The 18598-nt window shown below is 66.7% G+C and carries 18 protein-coding genes; 11 read left to right on the top strand and 7 right to left on the bottom strand.

The features are described 5' to 3' along the window. Positions 1-4: 4 nt before the first annotated feature. From OG326_RS40115 to OG326_RS40095, 5 genes are read left to right on the top strand one after another with little or no spacing between them, the layout of a single operon-like run. The gene (locus OG326_RS40115) at positions 5-2020 is read left to right on the top strand and encodes an acetyl/propionyl/methylcrotonyl-CoA carboxylase subunit alpha (protein ID WP_327142305.1); all 2016 of its coding nucleotides are present in this window, start codon (positions 5-7) and stop codon (positions 2018-2020) included. Then, a complete protein-coding gene (locus OG326_RS40110; RefSeq protein ID WP_327142304.1) occupies positions 2017-3177 on the top strand; it encodes an acyl-CoA dehydrogenase family protein in 1161 nt (386 codons plus the stop codon). The genes OG326_RS40115 and OG326_RS40110 overlap by 4 nt, the downstream gene beginning before the upstream one ends. Next, positions 3174-3710 carry a MaoC family dehydratase gene (locus OG326_RS40105; RefSeq protein ID WP_327142303.1) on the top strand — a complete coding sequence of 179 codons (537 nt, stop codon included), beginning with the start codon at positions 3174-3176 and terminating at the stop codon, positions 3708-3710. Before OG326_RS40110 ends, OG326_RS40105 begins: the two co-directional genes overlap by 4 nt. Next, entirely contained in the window at positions 3707-4540 is an 834-nt protein-coding gene (locus tag OG326_RS40100; protein WP_327142302.1) for an HpcH/HpaI aldolase/citrate lyase family protein, read from the top strand. The genes OG326_RS40105 and OG326_RS40100 overlap by 4 nt, the downstream gene beginning before the upstream one ends. 11 nt (positions 4541-4551) lie before the next feature. Further along, positions 4552-6489: an acetoacetate--CoA ligase gene (locus tag OG326_RS40095; protein WP_327142301.1), complete on the top strand. Its 1938-nt coding sequence runs from the start codon at positions 4552-4554 to the stop codon at positions 6487-6489. A gap of 27 nt (positions 6490-6516) precedes the next feature. Here the strand turns inward: OG326_RS40095 and OG326_RS40090 are convergent, their stop codons facing one another. From OG326_RS40090 to OG326_RS40075, 4 genes are all read right to left on the bottom strand, one after another. Beyond that, entirely contained in the window at positions 6517-6825 is a 309-nt protein-coding gene (locus OG326_RS40090; protein ID WP_327146746.1) for a DUF4254 domain-containing protein, read from the bottom strand. A 279-nt stretch (positions 6826-7104) separates the two neighbouring features. After that, positions 7105-8115, bottom strand: a complete 1011-nt coding sequence (gene add / locus OG326_RS40085; protein ID WP_327142300.1) for an adenosine deaminase — start codon at positions 8113-8115, stop codon at positions 7105-7107. Continuing rightward, positions 8112-9164 carry an isopenicillin N synthase family dioxygenase gene (locus OG326_RS40080; protein WP_327142299.1) on the bottom strand — a complete coding sequence of 351 codons (1053 nt, stop codon included), beginning with the start codon at positions 9162-9164 and terminating at the stop codon, positions 8112-8114. The genes add and OG326_RS40080 overlap by 4 nt, the downstream gene beginning before the upstream one ends. 16 nt (positions 9165-9180) lie before the next feature. Continuing rightward, the gene (locus OG326_RS40075) at positions 9181-10596 is read right to left on the bottom strand and encodes a purine-cytosine permease family protein (RefSeq protein ID WP_327142298.1); all 1416 of its coding nucleotides are present in this window, start codon (positions 10594-10596) and stop codon (positions 9181-9183) included. A gap of 142 nt (positions 10597-10738) precedes the next feature. Here OG326_RS40075 and OG326_RS40070 point away from each other — a divergent pair, with 142 nt between their 5' ends. Then, entirely contained in the window at positions 10739-11335 is a 597-nt protein-coding gene (locus OG326_RS40070; protein ID WP_327142297.1) for a helix-turn-helix domain-containing protein, read from the top strand. A gap of 217 nt (positions 11336-11552) precedes the next feature. Next, a complete protein-coding gene (locus tag OG326_RS40065; RefSeq protein WP_327142296.1) occupies positions 11553-12305 on the top strand; it encodes a DUF559 domain-containing protein in 753 nt (250 codons plus the stop codon). A 94-nt stretch (positions 12306-12399) separates the two neighbouring features. On the opposite strand, the gene OG326_RS40060 is transcribed toward OG326_RS40065, so the two are convergent. Genes OG326_RS40060 through OG326_RS40050 form a run of 3 tightly spaced genes read right to left on the bottom strand, consistent with a single transcriptional unit; the run spans position 12400 to position 15282 of the window. Next, positions 12400-13431 carry an LLM class flavin-dependent oxidoreductase gene (locus OG326_RS40060; RefSeq protein ID WP_327142295.1) on the bottom strand — a complete coding sequence of 344 codons (1032 nt, stop codon included), beginning with the start codon at positions 13429-13431 and terminating at the stop codon, positions 12400-12402. Between the two features lie 49 nt (positions 13432-13480). Continuing rightward, on the bottom strand, positions 13481-14206 hold the full coding sequence (locus OG326_RS40055; RefSeq protein ID WP_327142294.1) for an ABC transporter ATP-binding protein: 726 nt from the start codon (positions 14204-14206) through the stop codon (positions 13481-13483). Positions 14207-14232: 26 nt separating this feature from the next. Then, positions 14233-15282: an ABC transporter permease gene (locus OG326_RS40050; protein WP_327142293.1), complete on the bottom strand. Its 1050-nt coding sequence runs from the start codon at positions 15280-15282 to the stop codon at positions 14233-14235. A 130-nt stretch (positions 15283-15412) separates the two neighbouring features. On the opposite strand from OG326_RS40050, the gene OG326_RS40045 reads away from it, so the two are divergent. Genes OG326_RS40045 through cobM form a run of 4 tightly spaced genes read left to right on the top strand, consistent with a single transcriptional unit; the run spans position 15413 to position 18517 of the window. Beyond that, positions 15413-16567: a sensor histidine kinase gene (locus tag OG326_RS40045; protein WP_327142292.1), complete on the top strand. Its 1155-nt coding sequence runs from the start codon at positions 15413-15415 to the stop codon at positions 16565-16567. Between the two features lie 20 nt (positions 16568-16587). Continuing rightward, positions 16588-17226, top strand: a complete 639-nt coding sequence (locus tag OG326_RS40040; RefSeq protein ID WP_327146745.1) for a response regulator transcription factor — start codon at positions 16588-16590, stop codon at positions 17224-17226. Between the two features lie 49 nt (positions 17227-17275). After that, complete coding sequence (locus OG326_RS40035; protein ID WP_327142291.1) at positions 17276-17701, top strand: PPOX class F420-dependent oxidoreductase; 426 nt, start codon at positions 17276-17278, stop codon at positions 17699-17701. Positions 17702-17758: 57 nt separating this feature from the next. Next, positions 17759-18517, top strand: coding sequence for a precorrin-4 C(11)-methyltransferase (gene cobM / locus OG326_RS40030; RefSeq protein ID WP_327142290.1), 759 nt, complete (start codon positions 17759-17761; stop codon positions 18515-18517). Positions 18518-18598: the final 81 nt, after the last annotated feature.

Below are 18598 nucleotides of genomic sequence, written 5' to 3'. Positions count from 1 at the left end.
CGAGATGATGAACAAAGCACACCCCGTCGCCTTCGATACGGTGCTGGTCGCCAATCGCGGTGAGATCGCCGTGCGGGTCATTCGCACCCTGCGCGCCATGGGAATTCGCTCGGTCGCGGTGTACAGCGATGCCGATGTGCATGCCCGCCACGTGCACGAGGCGGATGTCGCCGTACGACTCGGACCCGCTCCCGCCCGCGAGTCCTACCTGGATATCGCCAAGGTCGTCGCGGCGGCCGAGCGCTCCGGAGCGCAGGCCGTGCACCCGGGATACGGCTTCCTGTCGGAGAATCCGGCCTTCGCCGCGGCGCTCGAGCAGGCGGGCATCGTCTTCCTCGGCCCGCCTACCCGGGCCATCGAGGTCATGGGCGATAAAATCACCGCCAAGAACGCGGTCGCGGCCTACGGTGTCCCGGTGGTGCCCGGTATCGCGCGCCCCGGCCTCACCGATGCCGAATTGATCGAGGCGGCAACGGATATCGGTTATCCGGTACTGGTCAAGCCGTCCGCCGGCGGCGGCGGTAAGGGCATGCGGCGGGTGGAGGACCCCGCCCTGCTGCCCGAGGCGCTGGCCAGCGCCCGGCGCGAAGCCGCCTCGGCTTTCGGCGACGACACTCTCTTCCTGGAGCGATTCGTCAACCGCCCCAGGCATATCGAGGTCCAGATCCTGGCCGACGAATTCGGCCAGGTGCTGCACCTGGGCGAGCGTGAATGCAGCCTGCAGCGCCGGCACCAGAAGGTGATCGAGGAAGCGCCGTCACCGCTGCTGGACGCCAAGACCCGCGCCCGGATCGGCGCGGCCGCCTGCAATACCGCGCGCAGCGTCGATTACGTCGGCGCGGGCACTGTCGAATTCATCGTCTCCGCCGATACGCCCGACGAGTTCTTCTTCATGGAGATGAATACCCGGCTGCAGGTGGAACATCCGGTGACCGAACTGGTCACCGGCGTGGATCTGGTGGAATGCCAGGTCCGCATTGCCGCCGGGCAGAAGCTGGCGGTCAGCCAGGAGGACATCAAGCTCACCGGGCACGCCGTCGAAGCCCGCGTGTACGCCGAGGATCCGGGCCGCGGCTTCCTGCCGACCGGCGGCACCGTGCTGGCGCTGACCGAACCGGAAGGCAAAGGCGTGCGGGTCGATTCGGGCCTGCGTGCCGGAACCGTCGTCGGCGCCGACTACGACCCGATGCTGTCCAAGGTCATCGCCTACGCTCCGGAGCGCGCCGCCGCGCTGACGAAACTCGATGCGGCGCTGCGGGATACCCAGATTCTCGGGGTGCGGGCCAATATCGACTTCCTGCGCTTCCTGCTCGCCGATCCCGATGTGCGCGCGGGACACCTGGATACCGGTCTGCTGGATCGTCGCGCTGTCGACTTCCTCCCCGCCCCGGTCACCGATGCGCAGTTCGTCGCGGCGGCCACCGATCTCTGGCTGCGCCGGTGGCCGAGCACCGCGAACGATCCGTGGACGATACCGAGCGGCTGGCGGGTCGGGCAGCACGCGGACACGGTATTCCGGCTGATCGGCGGCGACCGCACCGTGCACGTGGCGCTGTCCGGAACCCCTGAGCAGGGTTCGGTTCGACTGGACGACGGTGAAAAGTCTTCGCTCACAGCCGAAGCCGATGACCAGGGGCTGACCGTCACCCTGGCCGGTCTGCGCAGCCGCTATCGCGTCGCCGCCGCCGCCGGTCAGCTCTGGGTCGCCGATACCACCGGCGTCGCCCAGCTCCGCGAGGTCGCCGACGCCGATATTCGCGGCGGCGGCGAACATGTGGGTGATGCCGAAATCACCAGTCCCATGCCGGGTTCCGTCATCGCGGTGCCCGCACTCTCCGGCGCCGAGGTGGCCGCCGGTACCCCGATCGTGATCGTGGAGGCCATGAAAATGGAGCACACGCTCACCGCCCCCATCGCGGGTCGTGTCGAATTACTCGTCGAACCCGGTGCCCAGGTCAAGCTGGAACAGCTGCTGGCCCGCATCATTACCGCTGATTCCCAGGAGAGCAACGCGTCATGACCGACTTCCTGTCCACCGGAACCCTGCCGGACGAGTACCGCGAACTGGCGCTCACCGTCCGCGATTTCGCCAATCAGGTGGTGGCGCCGGTCGCCGCCAAACACGATGCCGAACACAGCTTCCCGTACGAGGTGATCGCGGGCATGGCGGATATGGGCCTGTTCGGCCTGCCGTTCCCGGAGGAGTTCGGCGGTATGGGCGGGGATTACTTCGCGCTGTGCCTCGCCCTCGAGGAGCTCGGCAAGATCGATCAGAGTGTGGCCATCACCCTGGAGGCCGGAGTCTCCCTGGGCGCCATGCCGATCTACCGCTTCGGCAATGACAAGCAGAAGCAGGAGTGGCTGCCGCTGCTCGCGAGCGGTCGCGCCCTGGGCGCCTTCGGCCTCACCGAACCCGGCGCGGGCAGCGATGCGGGCGGCACCCGCACCACCGCCGTGCAGGACGGCGACAGCTGGATCATCAACGGCAGCAAGCAGTTCATCACCAACTCCGGCACCGATATCACCCGCCTGGTGACCGTCACCGCCGTGACCGGGCAGGCCGACGGCAAGAAGGAGATCTCGACGATCATCGTGCCCGCCGACACCCCCGGTTTCGTGGCCGAGCCCGCCTACAACAAGGTCGGCTGGAATGCCTCGGACACCCATCCGCTGAGCTTCACCGATGTGCGGGTGCCGAGCGAGAACCTGCTCGGCGAACGCGGTCGCGGCTATGCCAACTTCCTGCGCATTCTCGACGAGGGCCGCATTGCCATCGCCGCCCTGTCGGTCGGTGCGGCGCAGGGCTGTGTGGACGAGAGCGTCCGGTATGCCAAGGACCGCGAGGCCTTCGGCCGTCCCATCGGCAGCAATCAGGCCATTGCCTTCAAGATCGCCCGCATGGAGGTGCGCGCGCATATGGCCCGCACCGCCTACTACGACGCGGCGGCGCTCATGCTCTCCGGCAAACCGTTCAAGAAGCAGGCCTCGATCGCCAAACTGGTCGCCAGCGAGGCCGCGATGGACAATGCTCGGGACGCCACCCAGATTTTCGGCGGTTATGGCTTCATGAACGAATATGCTGTGGCGCGGCACTATCGCGACAGCAAGATCCTGGAGATCGGCGAGGGCACCACGGAGGTGCAGTTGATGCTTATCGGGCGGGAATTGGGCCTGTGACCACTGAGCCCGTGCCTGACGGCGCCGCCACCCGGCAGGTCCGCCGGGTTGTCCAGCGCGGCCTCTGGTTCGAGGAGTTCGAGACCGGGGTCGTGTACGAGCACCGGCCCGGCCGCACCATTACCGAAGCCGATAACGTGCTGTTCACGACGCTCACCATGAATACCCAGGCCATGCATCTGGACGCGGCGTTCGCACAGACGCAGGCGCCGTTCCATCAGCGGCTGGTGAACTCCATGTTCACGCTCTCCACGCTGGTCGGGTTGTCGGTCGCGCAATTGACGCAGGGCACCATCGTGGGCAATCTCGGCTTCTCCGAAATCGCCTTTCCCAAACCGCTTTTCCACGGGGACACGCTGTACGCGGAGACGGTGATCACCGATCTCCGGGAATCCAAGAGCCGCCCCGGGGAGGGCATTGTGACGTTCGCGCACACCGGCCGCAATCAGCACGGGGATGTGGTGGCGACCGCCGTCCGCAAGACCCTGGTGCGCAAGCGGCCCATCGACGGTCCACCGGCGGAGCAGGCATGAGCTGGGATATGCCCGGACCGGCGTGGCTGTTCTGCCCCGCGGATCGCCCGGAGCGTTTCGAAAAGGCGGCCACCGCAGCCGATGTGGTGATCATCGACCTGGAAGACGGTGTGGCGGAGGCGGATAAGGCCGCCGCCCGCGAGGCGCTCATCGCCCATCCGCAGGATCCGGAGCGCACCGTGATCCGGGTGAACGCGGCGGGCACCGTCGAGCACATGCTCGATCTGGACGCGCTGCTGCGCACGGAATACCGGCGGCTCATGCTGCCCAAATGTGAATCGGCCGAACAGATTACGCGAATGGCCGACTATGAGGTGATCGCGCTCATCGAATCACCGCTCGGCGCCATGGCGGTCGGACGGGCGGTCATGGTGCGCAATGCCATCGGCGTCATGTGGGGTGCGGAAGATCTGGTGGCGGCGCTCGGCGGCAATTCGAGCCGGCACGCCGACGGCGGCTATCGGGATGTGGCGCTGCATGTGCGATCGCAGTCCCTGCTGGCCGCCAAGGCGTACGGCAAGTTCGCGCTCGATTCGGTGTTCCTGAATATCGCCGATCTGGAAGGCCTGGCGGAAGAATCGCTGGATGCGGTATCCATCGGCTTCGATGCCAAGGTGGCGATCCATCCGAGTCAGGTACCGGTGATCCGGAGGGCCTACGCTCCGGTGGCGAAGGAAGTCGACTGGGCGCAAAGACTTTTGGCGGAGGTGCCGAACCATCGGGGTGTCTTCACCTTCGAGGGCAGGATGGTGGACATGCCGGTCATCCGGCATGCCGAGCGGATCGTGACGCGGGCGCAGATCGCCGGCAGCACGGGATTCGCGTCGTAGGAGGTAGTGCGGTGGAACCACAGTGGGTGCCGACCGAGGCGGATATCGCCGGGGCGCGGATCACCGATTTCGCGGAGTTCGTGGCCAAGCGCACGGGGGAGTCCGTACCGGATTACCAGTCGCTCTGGCAGTGGTCCGTGGACAATCTGGCGAGCTTCTGGGGCGCGGTCTGGGACTACTTCGAGCTGGGCGAGCGCTCCGGTGAGGTGCTCTACTCGACCGAGATGCCCGGCACGAAGTGGTTTCCCGCCGTCCGGTTGAACTATGTGGACCAGATCTCCCGCCAGGCCCGCACCGATCGGCCCGCCATCCTCGGCGTGGACGAGGACGGCAGCATCGAGGAGATCTCCTGGGCCGAACTCATCGGCACCGCTGCGGCTTTCGCGGACACCCTGCGAGGTCTGGGGGTCGGACCCGGCGATCGAGTCGCCGGATACCTTCCGAATATTCCGCAGGCCGTGATCGCCTTCCTGGCCACCGCGAGCCTCGGCGCCGTCTGGAGTGCCTGCGGTCAGGACTATTCCGCACAGGCGGCCCTCGATCGCCTCGGCCAATTGGAGCCGAAGGTTCTGGTCACCGCCGACGGCTATCGTTTCGGCGGCAAGGTGCACGATAAGACCGCCGATATCGAGGCATTGCGCACCGGACTCCCGAGCCTGGTTGCGACAGTGCTGGTTTCACGCCTGGGCGGTTCGCTGCCGGATGTCATCGCCTGGGACAGCGTGCAGCCCGATGAGCACGTCACCGAAATCCGGACCGTTCCTGTCGATTTCGAGCATCCGCTCTGGGTGCTGTACTCCTCCGGCACCACGGGCAAGCCCAAGGGCATTGTGCACGGGCACGGGGGAGTGCTGCTGGAGCACCTCAAATCCGTTGGCCTGCAATCCGATATCGGCCGGGACGACACCTTCCTCTGGTACACCAGCCCCAGCTGGATGATGTGGAACTTCCAGGTCGCGGGCCTGCTGACCGGCGCGACCATCGTCACCTACGACGGCAGTCCGTCCGCGCCGACTCCGGATGCGCTGTGGGCCATTGCCGCCCGTGTCGGAGCCACGGTGGTCGGCACCAGCCCCGGTTACGTACTCGGCTGCATCAAGGCGGGTGCGGTACCGCGTCGCGACCATGATCTGTCGGCGCTGCGGCTGATCGGCATCACCGGCTCGTCCCTGCCCCCGTCGTCCTCACTCTGGTTGCGCGACAATGTGGGTGAGCACATTCCGGTCGCCTCCATCAGCGGCGGCACCGACGTGGTCTCGGCCTTCATCGGTGGCGTCCGCACCGTCCCCGTCTGGCCCGGCGAGCTCTCCGCGCCCTACCTCGGCGTGGCGCTGGACGCCTGGGACGAGACCGGCCACCCCGTCCGCGGCGAGGTGGGCGAACTCGTCATCACCAAACCCATGCCCTCCATGCCCGTCAGTTTCTGGGACGATCCGGACGGATCCCGTTACCACGACGCCTATTTCGATATGTTCCCCGGCGTCTGGCGGCACGGGGACTGGATCACCCTCAACGACCACGGCAGCATCACCGTGCACGGCCGCTCCGATTCCACGCTGAACCGGCACGGCATCCGCATGGGCAGCGCCGATATCTACCAGGCCGTGGAGGCCCTCCCCGAAGTCGCCGAGGCCCTGGTGCTCGGCGTCGAACTCCCCGAGGGCCGCTACTGGATGCCGCTGTTCGTCGTGCCCGCACCCGGCGTAGAACTCACCGATGAGGTGAAGCAGCGCATCAACAGCGCCATCCGCGCCGAGGTCTCACCGCGCCACGTTCCCGACGAAATCATTTCCGCCCCAGGCATTCCGCACACCCGCACCGGCAAGAAGCTCGAGGTGCCCCTGAAGAAGCTCTTCCAGGGCGCGGACCCCTCCCGTGTAGTGGCCCGCACAGCGGTCGATGACCCGTCGCTCTTGGACTGGTACGCACAGCATCGACCGCCGAGCTGATTCACTGCCCACCCGGTAGCCGCCGGCTCAATGCCCACCCGGCAGTCGGCGGCGTCCGGTGCATACCTCGGACGCCAAATCCTCATAGCCGATAGCCAATTCGGCAAGGCTTTCCCAAGCGACGGTCAATTCCCGGCCGGAGGAATGTGCGAGAGCAGCATAGGCATGCGCTGTCAACTGCGCCAGCCGATCGATAACGGCCCCGAGCGTCTCCGTATGCACGCGCGCCGCCCCATGCGACGGTGGTAGTCGCGAGGTCACCCAGCAATCAATAGTGTGCACCAAATCGTTTCGCAGACTATCGAGTTCGGCACAAACCTCCGGTGCCGCCGCCATCCGCCGCCCATGCAGCTCGGTCAACTCATGAGCCGCACAAAGTACCGGATGCCCCGGATAACTTGTCCCCCGACAAGCCAGCAAAACCTGCCTCTTACTCGGAAGCGCTTCCCGCATAACACCGCTCCTCTACCGCAATCGCGATTTCAGAGCACCCTATTCCCCTCAAATGACGAGAACGTAACCACAACTCCAACACGCGATTTCATCGCCCGTGAACCGGTGCCGGGCGCTTGTGCAATGCCGTCGCTATTGGCCGGTATTCACCTGTCGGCTTGGTCAGGCGCGGGTGAGCTGCCGTTGCACGCGGGTGCGTAGTGCGGATTTGTCGGGGTCATCCAGCCAGCACCCTTCGACTGCATTGAGGGTGAAGGCCAGTAGTTGGTCGGTGTCGTATCCCAGGGTGCGGTGCAGGACTTCGAAGTCGTTTGTGGGGTCGGTGCCGAACATGGGCGGATCGTCGGAATCGATGGTGACTCGCAGGCCTGCTTCCACCATCGCCGCGATCTTTTCGTGTTTGCCATTGCCGCTGCCGGAGTAGCGCCCGATATCGGAACTCACCGGGGTGCAGGTGAAGACGATGCCCTCCGATCGGCAGCGGTCGGTGATGCGAGGGCTGTCGACCACGTGATAGCCGTGGTCGACCCGGGTGCAACCGAGGACATCGAGGAGGATTTCGATATTCGGGGTCGGCCCGGATTCCGAGTGGGCGGTGCGATTCAGGCCCGCTTTACCGGCCAGTCGGTACGCCTCGTGGAAAAGCTCCGGTGGGCCGTGGACTTCGGCGTAATCCAACCCGATGCCGACCACCTCATCACAACGGTGCTCGATCACCTGGCGCACCAGTTCGACGGCCGCGGCCGGGGTGTCCTCGCGGTTGATGGCCACAATGATTCGGCTGCCGATTCCGGTGTCCTGCTCGGCTTCTCGCATACCGGCACGGACACCCTCGAGAAGAACCCGATAGTCGGCGTAGGGGTGTGCGGGCGGGCTGACGAAGATTTCGCGATACAGCACACCGTGTTTCGAGCCCAGTTCGGTCAGGGACTCGTAGGTGATGCGGCGGAAGTCGTCGGCATCGCGGACGACCTGACCGACCATGTCGTAGACCCGGAGGAATTCATCGAGATCAACGTGGCTGTCGATGTCGTACAGGTCCTGCGCCGTACGCCCGCCCGGCATCGGCACACCATGCTTGCGGGCCAGCGCGGCCACGGTTTCAGGCAGTACCGAACCGGTGAGATGGCAGTGCAGGCTGACCTTCGGCAGCTCACGAAAGGGAATGCTCATGCGCGATCTCCGGACTGCTGGGCCGCCGCGAGGACGCGGGCGGCCTCGCGCGTGGCATTGGTATTGGGTTGTCCGGCACGGGAACCCGCGAGTTTGGCGCGAATGTGGTCGGCGACCGTCACCGGCTCGTACCTACTGCCGTCGCCGACACACGAGGGCAGCGTTTCGATGAGAGCGTCGATATTGCCGTCGTGGAAGTAGGCGGCGCTGCGGCGCCGCTGGATGGCGCCGTCCACAATGGGCGGCTTCACCCGGTGCAGGGTGGAGAGCCAGCGCTCATTGGTCCACCGAGCCATCAAATCGCCGAGATTCACCAGTAGCGCGCCGTCGGCGGGCTGGACATCGTGCCAGCTGCCGTCCGCGCCGAGCACCTGGAGGCCCGGCGCCTGATCGGCCCACAGCACGGTGACTATGCCGTAGTCGGTGTGCTCACCCATGCCGGTGAGATCGCCGTCGAGATCGATCGTGCCCGGCGGCAGCGCGTAGTTGTTCATCCGCAGCACATCCAGGGAGTGGTCGGTGTAGTCCCCGAAGTAGCCCGCAGGCAGTTCGAGCGCGTCCGCGAAGGCGAGGGTGAGGGTGCGGGCAACCCGGGCGGCCTCCGCGAAGTACGCCTGCACCGGCGCTTGGAACTGTGGAACCTGCTGCGGCCACAGGTTTTCCGCGTAGTCATCGGCCGGAAGATCCAGCCCGGGATAGTCGGCGGTCGAGGCCCCGATATTGAAGGCCTCGAAGAAGTCGTTCATCCGGGTCGCCGACTCCACACCGAGGCTCAAGCTCAGGCTTTCACTCTTGGGCGGTGAATAGCCTCGATTGATCGCCGGCGGTGTGCGGTATTGCTTCTTCGAATCCAGGTCGAGCGCGAAGAACTCGTCCAGTGCGGCGGCAAATCCGTCGATCACCGGTCCCGGCACCGCATGTCCGGTGATCTGCATGAAACCGACTGTGCGAGCGGCCTCGTCGAGTTGCCGCGCCACCTCGCGACGCGCGGTCGCATCACCGCCACTCACATAGGGCGTGATGTCGATGATCGGTACGTGGAATCCCACGGGTTTTCCTCTCTCTTCAGTGCGTGGAAACGACTGGACTGAACTGGGATTCGGCAAAAACGCCGCGGCGAGCGGTGAGGTAGTACGCGATACCGCCGACCAGCAGCCCGGCCGGAATGCTCAAATCCGCACCGCCGCACAGGTTTGCGATCGGCCCGACGAACACCGAGGTATTGATGCAGCACAGCGCCGCGACCATGCCCGCGAGCTGGGCCAGCACGCCCGGCAGGTGCAGCCCGCCGCGCCGCACATAGCGGCCGCCCGATTCGCCGAGCGAGTCCAGGTCGTAGCGGCCACGGCGGAAGAAGTAATCGACGACGAAGATCGCGGACCACGGTGCGAACCACACGATCATGAACAGCAGGAAGTTGCTGACGAAGGTATTGAAGTCCGAGGAGAACACCACGATCGCCCCGACGGCCGCACAGATCACCCCGTCCAGCACCACGGCCTGCCAGCGGCCGATGCGCAGTCCGATGGCTTGGAGGGTGACTCCGGACGAGTACAGGTCGATGGCGTTCAGCGAGATCATCTGCGCGATAACCAGAATCAGATACGGCGCCAGGAACCACCCCGGGTACACGCTCGGCAGCCCGCTGATCGGATCGGACGCCTGCTCGGTGAGCATTGCCACCCCGACGCCCAGCAGCATGAGCAGCGCCTGCGGCACCGCACCGCCGATAGTCACCGCGGCCACCACCTTCCGGCGCGGGGTGGCGGTCGGCAGATAGCGCGAGAAATCGGTGGCATTGGGCGTCCAGCCGAGCCCACTGGCGCTGGCGGCCAGGGCGACTCCGCCGAGGAAGGCCGACCATCCGGCGGGGTGCCCGACGGTGATGTCGAGCTTGTCGGCGGTGAGCCAGGCCATGATCAGGAACAGCGCCGCGAACGGGAGCACCAGCATGTTCAGCACCCGGGTGATGGCGGCGTGGCCGAGACTCGGCAGCAGGCTCTGCGCGACCGAGAATGCCACCAGCAATACGACTTTCGTGCCGTCGGAGACGTGCACGCCGGCCATATCCAGCAGGGCCGAGCCCGCGAGCACCAGGATCACCAGATCCAGCACCTCGTAGCCGATCTGCTGTAGCCAATTGCAGAAGGCGATGGGCCGCATGCCGTTCCGGCCGAAGGCCGCCCGGCTGACCGCGAATGTGGTGGTGCCCGCCGCCGGGCCCGGCAGGCTCGCCAACCCGGCCAGTGCCCAGGTGGCGGTGCCGATGGCCACCGCCGCCAGCGCCTGCCACACATTCAGGCCGATGGCGACGAGCAGGGTGCCGTACACCACCACCTGCACATTGAGAATGACTCCACTCCACATGAGCCCGAGCTGCCGGACGGTACCGGTGCGCTCGACTTCCGGGATGTGATCGATGCCGCGCTGTTCGACCAGACGGGTGGTGGTGGCAGGCGGATCGCCTTCGAGGACCGACAACGGGCACGCTCCGAGTAAAGCAGGGGTGATAAGTGACAGCAGTCAGATTGGCCTATTTGTGTGGCCATAACGTTCACTCGCGTCACGAACATGTAAATGCCCGCGCGCTCGCCGTAACCCGGGATCGGGCACACTGGCCTGTGTGAACCAGAAACCGGTGGCACCTGGCGAACCGGATGAGCCGGGCCTGGCCAAGCTGGTCGGCGGCGTGGTCCGCGACCTGCGTGAGAAGTCCGGACTGTCGATGCGTGAACTCGCCAAGCGTGCGGGCATCAGCCAGCCCTTCCTCAGCCAGATCGAACGCGGCGTCAGCGCACCCTCGATGATCACCACCTACCGCCTGGCGTCGGCCCTGGATGTCACCCCCGGCGATCTGCTGCCAGCGCCGGTCACGGACCGCGTCACCGTGGTCCGCGCCGACGAGGGCCTGCGCCTCCCGGTGGCCGACCGCGCGGACGCCGCCGTGGGCCGCGCCCTCCATATGCGCCCGAACAGCCCGCTCGAGGTCATCGAATATCTGGTGGAGCCAGGCCAATTCATCGGCGGCTGGTTCGAATCGACCGGAGTCACCGGCGTTTACGTCGTCTCGGGCCACTTGGACGTCGAACTGGTCGGCGCGGGCAAGATCCGCCTGGGCCCCCGCGACTTCGTGAATTTCCCCTCCACCATGCGCGATCGCTGGCACCTCGTCGACGACGAGCCCGCCCACGTCCTCCTCGTCATCGCACAACCCAACTAGCCCGAACCCGCCGAATTCTCGATCCCGAAGTTATCCACAGGGGCGGCTGTGGAGGGTCATCCTGTGCGCGGGCCGGCGTATTAGTTGGGGCATGGGGGTTTTGGAGGAGGACCCTTTTCCAGGGTCATGGGCGGTGGCGGCGGGGCTGGTTTCCTCGTGGGCGCTGCGGGACGAATTCGTCCGGGTCTTTCCAGATGTGTATCTACGGAAGGGGTGTGTGCTCAGTGCTGCGGGGCGGGCCCGGGCCGCAGCGCACTGGGCGAAGGGCGAGGGTGTGCTCGTGGGGCTGTCCGCTGCCGCATTGCACGGAACCCGATGGCTCGACGATGACGAGCCCGCTGAACTGGCAAGGGCCGGACACCGTCGCGGGCCACGGGGTATCCGCGTGGTGCGGGACGCTATCGAACCGTCGGAATGCTGTGCGGTCGAAGGATTCCGGGTGACGACTCCGGCACGGACCGCGTTCGACATCGGGCGGCGGCTGCCGCGCGATCGGGCGGTACCGATCCTCGATGCGCTCTGTGCCGCCACCGGGACCGATTCCGGCGATATCGCCGCGGTGGCCCGCCGGCATCCCGGGTTGCGCGGAATCCGGCGATTGGCGGCGATCATTCCGCTGGTGGACGGCGGGGCCGAATCGCCACCGGAGTCGCTCACCCGACTCCTTCTCGTAGATGACGGATTACCTGCTCCCGCTACACAACTGGTGGTGCGCGATGAGTACGGGGGCTTCGTGGCGCGTCTCGATATGGGTTGGAGGGATTGGCGCGTAGCCGTCGAATACGACGGAGCCCAGCACTGGACCGACCCAGCCCAGCGCACGAAGGACATCGATCGCCTGGCAATCCTGGATTCCCTGGGCTGGAAGGTAATCAGAGTCAGCGCCACCCTCCTCCATCAGCACCCGCACCTCATCCTCGATCGAGTCCACGCCGCCCTCCACCTCCAAGGAGCCGACATCCACAGCTAATCCCTCGCCTCGCGTCCGACTTCTTCATCGAGAGGGCTCTCACGGTGGCGGTTGTCGGCGTGTCGCCACCATGAGAGCCCTCTCGATGAAATGCCTACGGTGGGGGGATGGTGCGGAGGGTGGTGAGCATGGTGCGGAAGGCGGGGTCGTCGGAGGGGGTTGGGGGGACGTCGAGGGAGATGCCGTGGCAGGTGTGGGCGTACCAGGAGTGCAGGAGTGGGGGGAGGTCTGGGTAGGGGGCTTGGGGGACGAGGGTTTTCATGATGTTGTCGGTGAGGATTTGGGGGAGGGATGTCCAGTCGCCGGAGTGGGCGGAGTGGGCTAGGTGGTCGGCTACTTCGGGGTGGCCTAGGCGGTCGAGGGTGCCTCGGTAGGCGGGGGTGGAGTAGAGGAAGGCCAGTTCGCGGCGCATGGATTCGCGGGCGGTGGCTACGGCGGCTTCGTCTCGGCCGGTTATTGCCTTGGGGACCACGATGATTCGGGGGCCGCCGTCGGTGCGGGCGGACTGTTCGGCGCCGGCTTTCAGGGCGGGGAGGACGTGGGCGTTCAGGGTGGCGGGGTGGGAGCCGGTGGGGTGGGCTACGAAGCCGTCGGCGGTGGCGCCTGCCAGTTCGCACATGCGGCGGTTGACGCCGCCCATCCAGATGGTGGGGGCGGGGACGTCGAGGGGGCCGGGGTTGAAGTAGGGCTGCAGGCGGGTGAAGTCGTAGTGGGAGCCGTGGTGGTCCAGGCGGGCGCCGTCCTGGAAGGCGGTGAAGATGGCGCGCAGGCTCGCCGCGTAATCACCCAGCTGTGCAACGGGATTCGTCCAGGGGGTGGAGTATCTGCCGACTATGTTGCCGCGGACCTGGGAGGCGATGCCGAGTTGGAAGCGGCCGCCGGAGAAGCGGGCGAGGTCCCAGGCGGCGTAGGCGGTCAGCATCGGGCTGCGGGGGAAGGCCACGATCATGCTGGTTCGGATGGTCAGCGTGGTGGTGTGTTCGACGGCGAGGGTGCACACGCTGAACGGGTCGCGCACGGTTTCGGAGATATGCACGGTGTCGAAGCCGAGGTCCTCGATCCGCCGGACCCGGGCCGCCACCTCCGAGAGCGGGGTGTCGGCGGGCAGCGATGTCACGAGTTCCATGCGGGCATCCTCGTGTACCGGGCGGCGCGGGCAACCGGCGGAGGATGGTTCAGGCGGCGGCCTTCGCGGATTCCAAGCTCAGGACGCCGTCGACCATGCGGTAGACGGTATCCATCTGATGCATATGGGACAGGTCGTGAGTGACCAGCAGGGTCGCCGCATTGTGCTCGCGCGCGATCCTGACGATCAGGTCGATGATGGCCGCGCCGCGCTCCTGATCCAGTGAGCTGGTGGGCTCGTCGATGACGAGCAGCGACGGGTTGTTCATCAGGGCGCGAGCGATATTCACCCGCTGGCGCTGACCGCCGGACAGCTGGGCGGGGCGCTTGTTCTGGTGGTCGCCCAGACCGACCGCGGCGAGGAGTTCGCTTGCGTGCGAACGGGCTTCGCGCCGCCGGGCGGGCGAGACGAAGAAGGTCTGACCCAGATGGACCATGGCCTCCAACTGCTCCAGCGCGGTCAGTGCGGGAATCAGATTGGACTGCTGGAAGACGATGCCGATGGAATCGCGGCGCACCGTGGTCGCTTCGCGGCGGCTGAGCTTCGCCAGATCGACAGTCCCGGAGGCTGTTTCGAGCTCGACACGACCGGAATCGGGACGGACGAGGGTCGAGGTGGCGGCCAGCAGCGTGGACTTGCCGGACCCGGAGGGGCCGGTGATCGCCGCGATCTCGCCGCCGCGCACCGACAGGTTCACGTGGTCGAGCGCCGTGATGGTCTCGGCGCCATCGGGGAAGGTGAGGGTGAGGTCGGCGACCTTCAGGGAATTGGTCATCGCAAAACTCCTGGGAGACATGGTGATCAGCGCGCCTGATTGAGGGCGTCAAGCGGGTCGGTGGTGGCGAGGAAGCGCAGGGCGAAGGCCGCGCCGAGCACGCCGAGCAGCACCAGGGCGGCAGCGGGGAACAGGGTCGTGCTCACGCTGAGGATGAATGGCACCGCATCGCCGATGAATATGCCCGCCACTGCGGTCAGGCCGACGCCGATGCCCACGCCGATCAGCAGCACCACGAGCGCCTGGCTCAGGGCATCACGCACCAGCGAACCGGTCGTGGCGCCAAGGGCTTTCAACGTCGCGATATCCGGTGCGCGCTGCACTGTCCAGACCGTGAAGAACGCACCGATCACCAGGGCCGAAATAGCGAACAGCATGACCGTCATCAGCGTCAGCGAACCGTTCTCGGCCTTGTACGAACTCATGGCCGACAGCGAATCCTTCGACGAGGTCGTGGTGGTGTGCGCCGCGGCGTTCACGGCGGCGGTATCGCTCACACCGGAGACCGCGAGAATGGTGGCCGCACCGGCCCGCGGATTCTGCGCCTGCCAATCGGAGAGCGTCATCCACACCACGGGGGTGTGCGCGTACCAGTCGTCATCGGTGACGCTGCGCACCGTGAAGTTGCCGGACCCCAGCATGACGGTGTCGCCCGCACCGGCATTCAGGTTCTTGGCGGCGGCTTTGGAGAGCACCACCTGCCCGGGATCGGTTGCCACGCGATTGCCGAAGGGTGTGCCGTCGACGCCGAACATGGCGACCTGGGTGGGGGAGGCGCCGTCCTTGGTGGCCCGGGCCCGGCTGATGCCGATCGGGTCGACGGTGCCGCCGGCCTGTTGCCAGGCGGACACCTGCTCCGGGCTCAGCGTCGAGGAGTCGAAGGACGCCGCCGACCCGTTGTCGGAGAAGACCACGGTGCTCGTGTTCAGCGACTGGATGGCGGAAATATTCTGGTGCGCCAGCCCGGCCGTCAACCCGCTCAGAAAACTGACGAGCAGGGCGACCAGCATGACCACCAGGGTGATGAGGAGGAAGCGGCCGCGGGCGGCCCGCAGATCCCGGAGTGCTACGAACATGACTCCACTCTGTCTGCGAAACCCCCGGAAACCATCGCGCAGCGGAACGAAACCCGATCAGCCAACGGAGGTGCGGCGTTTCCTACTTTCGATGGATGCCGCCCGAGTTGCCGGGCATAAGCTGGTCGGCGTGCACCGATCGCCCCTGACCCCCGTCTTCTCCGCCATGCAGCTGGGTCTGCATGTGATGGTGGTCGCGCTGACGATCGTGGTCGCGGTGCGCGCGATCATCGCCGACGCCCATCCGTTCTTCGTGGTGGTGCTGGCCGGCGTCTTCCTGGGCGTGTACTTCGCCGGGGGCCTGTTCCGCCGCCGGCTGTTCGCGGCGCGGGTGTGGCTGGTCGCGCTGACCGTGCTCTGGCTGGGCCTGGTGGCCTTCGTTCCCGACGCCGTTTATCTGGTGTTCGGCCTCTTCTTCCTCTATCTGCATCTGCTGCCGCGCAATTGGGGTCTGCTGGCCGTCACCGCCACCACGGTCGTATCGGTGGTCGGATACGCCTCGCACAAGGGCTGGACCATGGGCGCGGTGATCGGACCGGTGCTCGGCGCGCTGGTCGCCGTCGCCATCGGGCTCGGTTACGGTGCGCTGTTCCGCGAGGCCGCCGAACGGCAGCGCCTCATCGACGAATTGCTCGCCACCCGAAACACTCTCGCCGAACAGGAGCGCACCGCCGGCAAGATGGCCGAGCGGGAACGCCTGGCCCACGAGATCCACGACACGGTCGCCCAGGGGCTCAGCAGTATTCAGCTCCTCCTGCACGCCGTGGAGCGTGCCGCCCCGGATCACCCTGCGCTGGAGAAGATTCGACTGGCCCGCGAGACCGCCGCCGACAGTCTGGTCGAAACCCGCCATCTCATCGCCGAACTCACGCCGGTCGCGCTGGAGGGCCAGTCGCTGGCCGGTGCGCTCACCCGAATCGCCCAGCGCGCCACCGCACCCGGACTCGACGCCCAGATCCTGGTGGAGGGCGAACCGCACCGCCTGCCCATGCCGATGGAGGCCGCCCTGGTGCGCATCACCCAGGGCGCGGTCTCGAATGTGGTGCGGCACGCCCGGGCTCAGCGCATGCGCGTCACCCTCACCTACGGCGGTGACGCGGTGCATCTGGATGTGGTCGACGACGGCGTGGGCATCGATCCGGCCGTGCTCGCCCAACCCCCTTCCGGCACTTTCGGTCTCAATGCCATGCGCAGTCGCGTCGAGCAGCAGGGCGGCACCATGGATGTGGAATCCGAGCCCGGCCATACCGCGGTCACCGTCTCGTTCCCGCTGGAGGAGCAGTGACATTTCCAGGAGAGAAGCACGTGATCCGCATTCTGCTCGCCGACGATCACGCCATCGTCCGCGCGGGCCTGCACGCCCTCCTGGATTCCGGTGTGGCCGAAAGTGATTCCGGCCCGGATATCGAGGTGATCGGCGAGGTCGCCACCGCGGAGGAGGCCGTCGCCTTCTGCTCCACCCATCAGGTCGATCTGGTGCTCATGGATCTGCGCTTCGGTCCGGGCAAGTCCGGTGCGGATGCCACCGCCGCCGTCCGCGAGCTGCCCGATCCGCCGAATGTCCTGGTGGTCACCAACTATGACACCGACGCCGATATCCTCGGCGCCATCGAGGCGGGCGCCTGCGGCTACATCCTCAAGGACACTCCGCCCGCCGAGCTGCTGGCCGCCGTCCGCTCGGCCGCGGAGGGCGAAAGCGTGCTGTCCCCGTCGGTGGCCTCACGCCTCATGACCCGGGTCCGCAAGCCGGACACCACGCTCAGTCCGCGCGAGATCGAGGTGCTGCGCCTGGTCGCCGACGGCCACTCCAATCGCGAGATCGGCCGCCGCCTCTTCCTGAGCGAGACCACCGTCAAATCCCATCTCGTGCACATCTACGCCAAGCTCGGCGTGAAGTCCCGCACCTCCGCGGTGGCCCGGGCGCGCGAACGCGGAGCCATCTGACCCGGTTTCGTTGATCTTGTTTCCGGGACGGACGTCCTACGGTGGCCCTATGACCTCACTCTCGGATCCCGGCGTGCGGGAATTCCTGTCCGAAGGCACCCGTACCGCCAAGCTCGCGTTCCTCGCCGCCGACGGCAGGCCGCTGGTCACGCCGGTCTGGTTCATCGTCGAGGACGACACCATCGTCTTCAATACCGGTAAGGCCACCGCCAAGGGCAAGGCGATCGCGCGGGACAGCCGCCTGGCGCTGTGCGTCGACCTGGACGGCCCGCCCTACCCCCACGTACAGGTCCAGGGCGTGGCCACGGTCTCCGAGGATCTGGACGAACTCGTCCGTACGGCCACGCTCATCGGAGCCAGGTATATGGGCGCGGACCGGGCCGAGGAATTCGGCAAGCGCAACGGCGTCGCGGGCGAACTGGTTGTCCGCCTGCATCCGGCCAAGGTGATCGCACACTTCGACGCCACCGCCTGATTCGCCGATCACCTCCCCTGCGGAGGTTCGCGCACCGGGCAGTGCCAGACTCGCGGCATGACTGTGCACTTCATCGGGGCCGGACCGGGGGCGGCGGATCTGCTGACCGTGCGCGCGGTGGAGCTGCTGCGGCGGTCGCCGGTCTGCCTGTACGCGGGCACCTACCTCGATGCCGGGGTGCTGGCCCACTGCGCCCCCGATGCCGAGCTCATCGACACCCAGGGCCTGGATCTGGATCAGATCATCGAGCACTGCGCCCGGGCGAATGCCGTGGGCAGGGACGTCGCCCGGCTGTGTTCGGGCGATCCGTCCCTCTATTCGGCGCTGACCGAGCAGAAGCGCAGGCTGGACGCCGCGGGCATCCCCTGGGATGTCACACCCGGTGTTCCGGCCTACGCCGCCGCAGCGGCGGTGCTGGGCGCCGAGCTGACGGTCCCGGAACTGGTCCAGTCGGTGGTGCTGACGCGCACACAGGCGAGATCGACCGTTATGCCCGAATCGGAGTCGCTGCGCAATTTCGCGCGGACCCGCGCGACCCTGGTGCTGCACCTGGCCGTCACGCGCATCCGAACCCTCGCCGAGGAGCTGGTCGCCGAGTACGGCCCGGGCTGTCCGGTGGCGGTCGTATACCGGGCCAGTCAGCCCGAACAACAGGTCCTGCGAGGCACTCTCACCGATATCGCGGATCGCGTGGAGGCGGCGCAATTGCGTCAGGCGGCGGTGATTCTGGTCGGACCGGCGCTGGCGGAAGCGGTCGATTGCGCGCAGTCGCACCTCTACGATCCGGCTCGGAACAGGACGCATCTCACTGGCTGAAACTCCGAAATGCGGTGATATCTAAAGGCTATGACCCTTCGTGGTTGTAGAGCCCCGGCTGCCGGTAGATTGGTTCGGGTG

Source organism: Nocardia sp. NBC_01327, assembly GCF_035958815.1.
GTDB lineage: Bacteria > Actinomycetota > Actinomycetes > Mycobacteriales > Mycobacteriaceae > Nocardia.
Note: the sequence above shows the minus strand (reverse complement) of the source record. Positions and strands in the feature narration are given on the sequence as shown.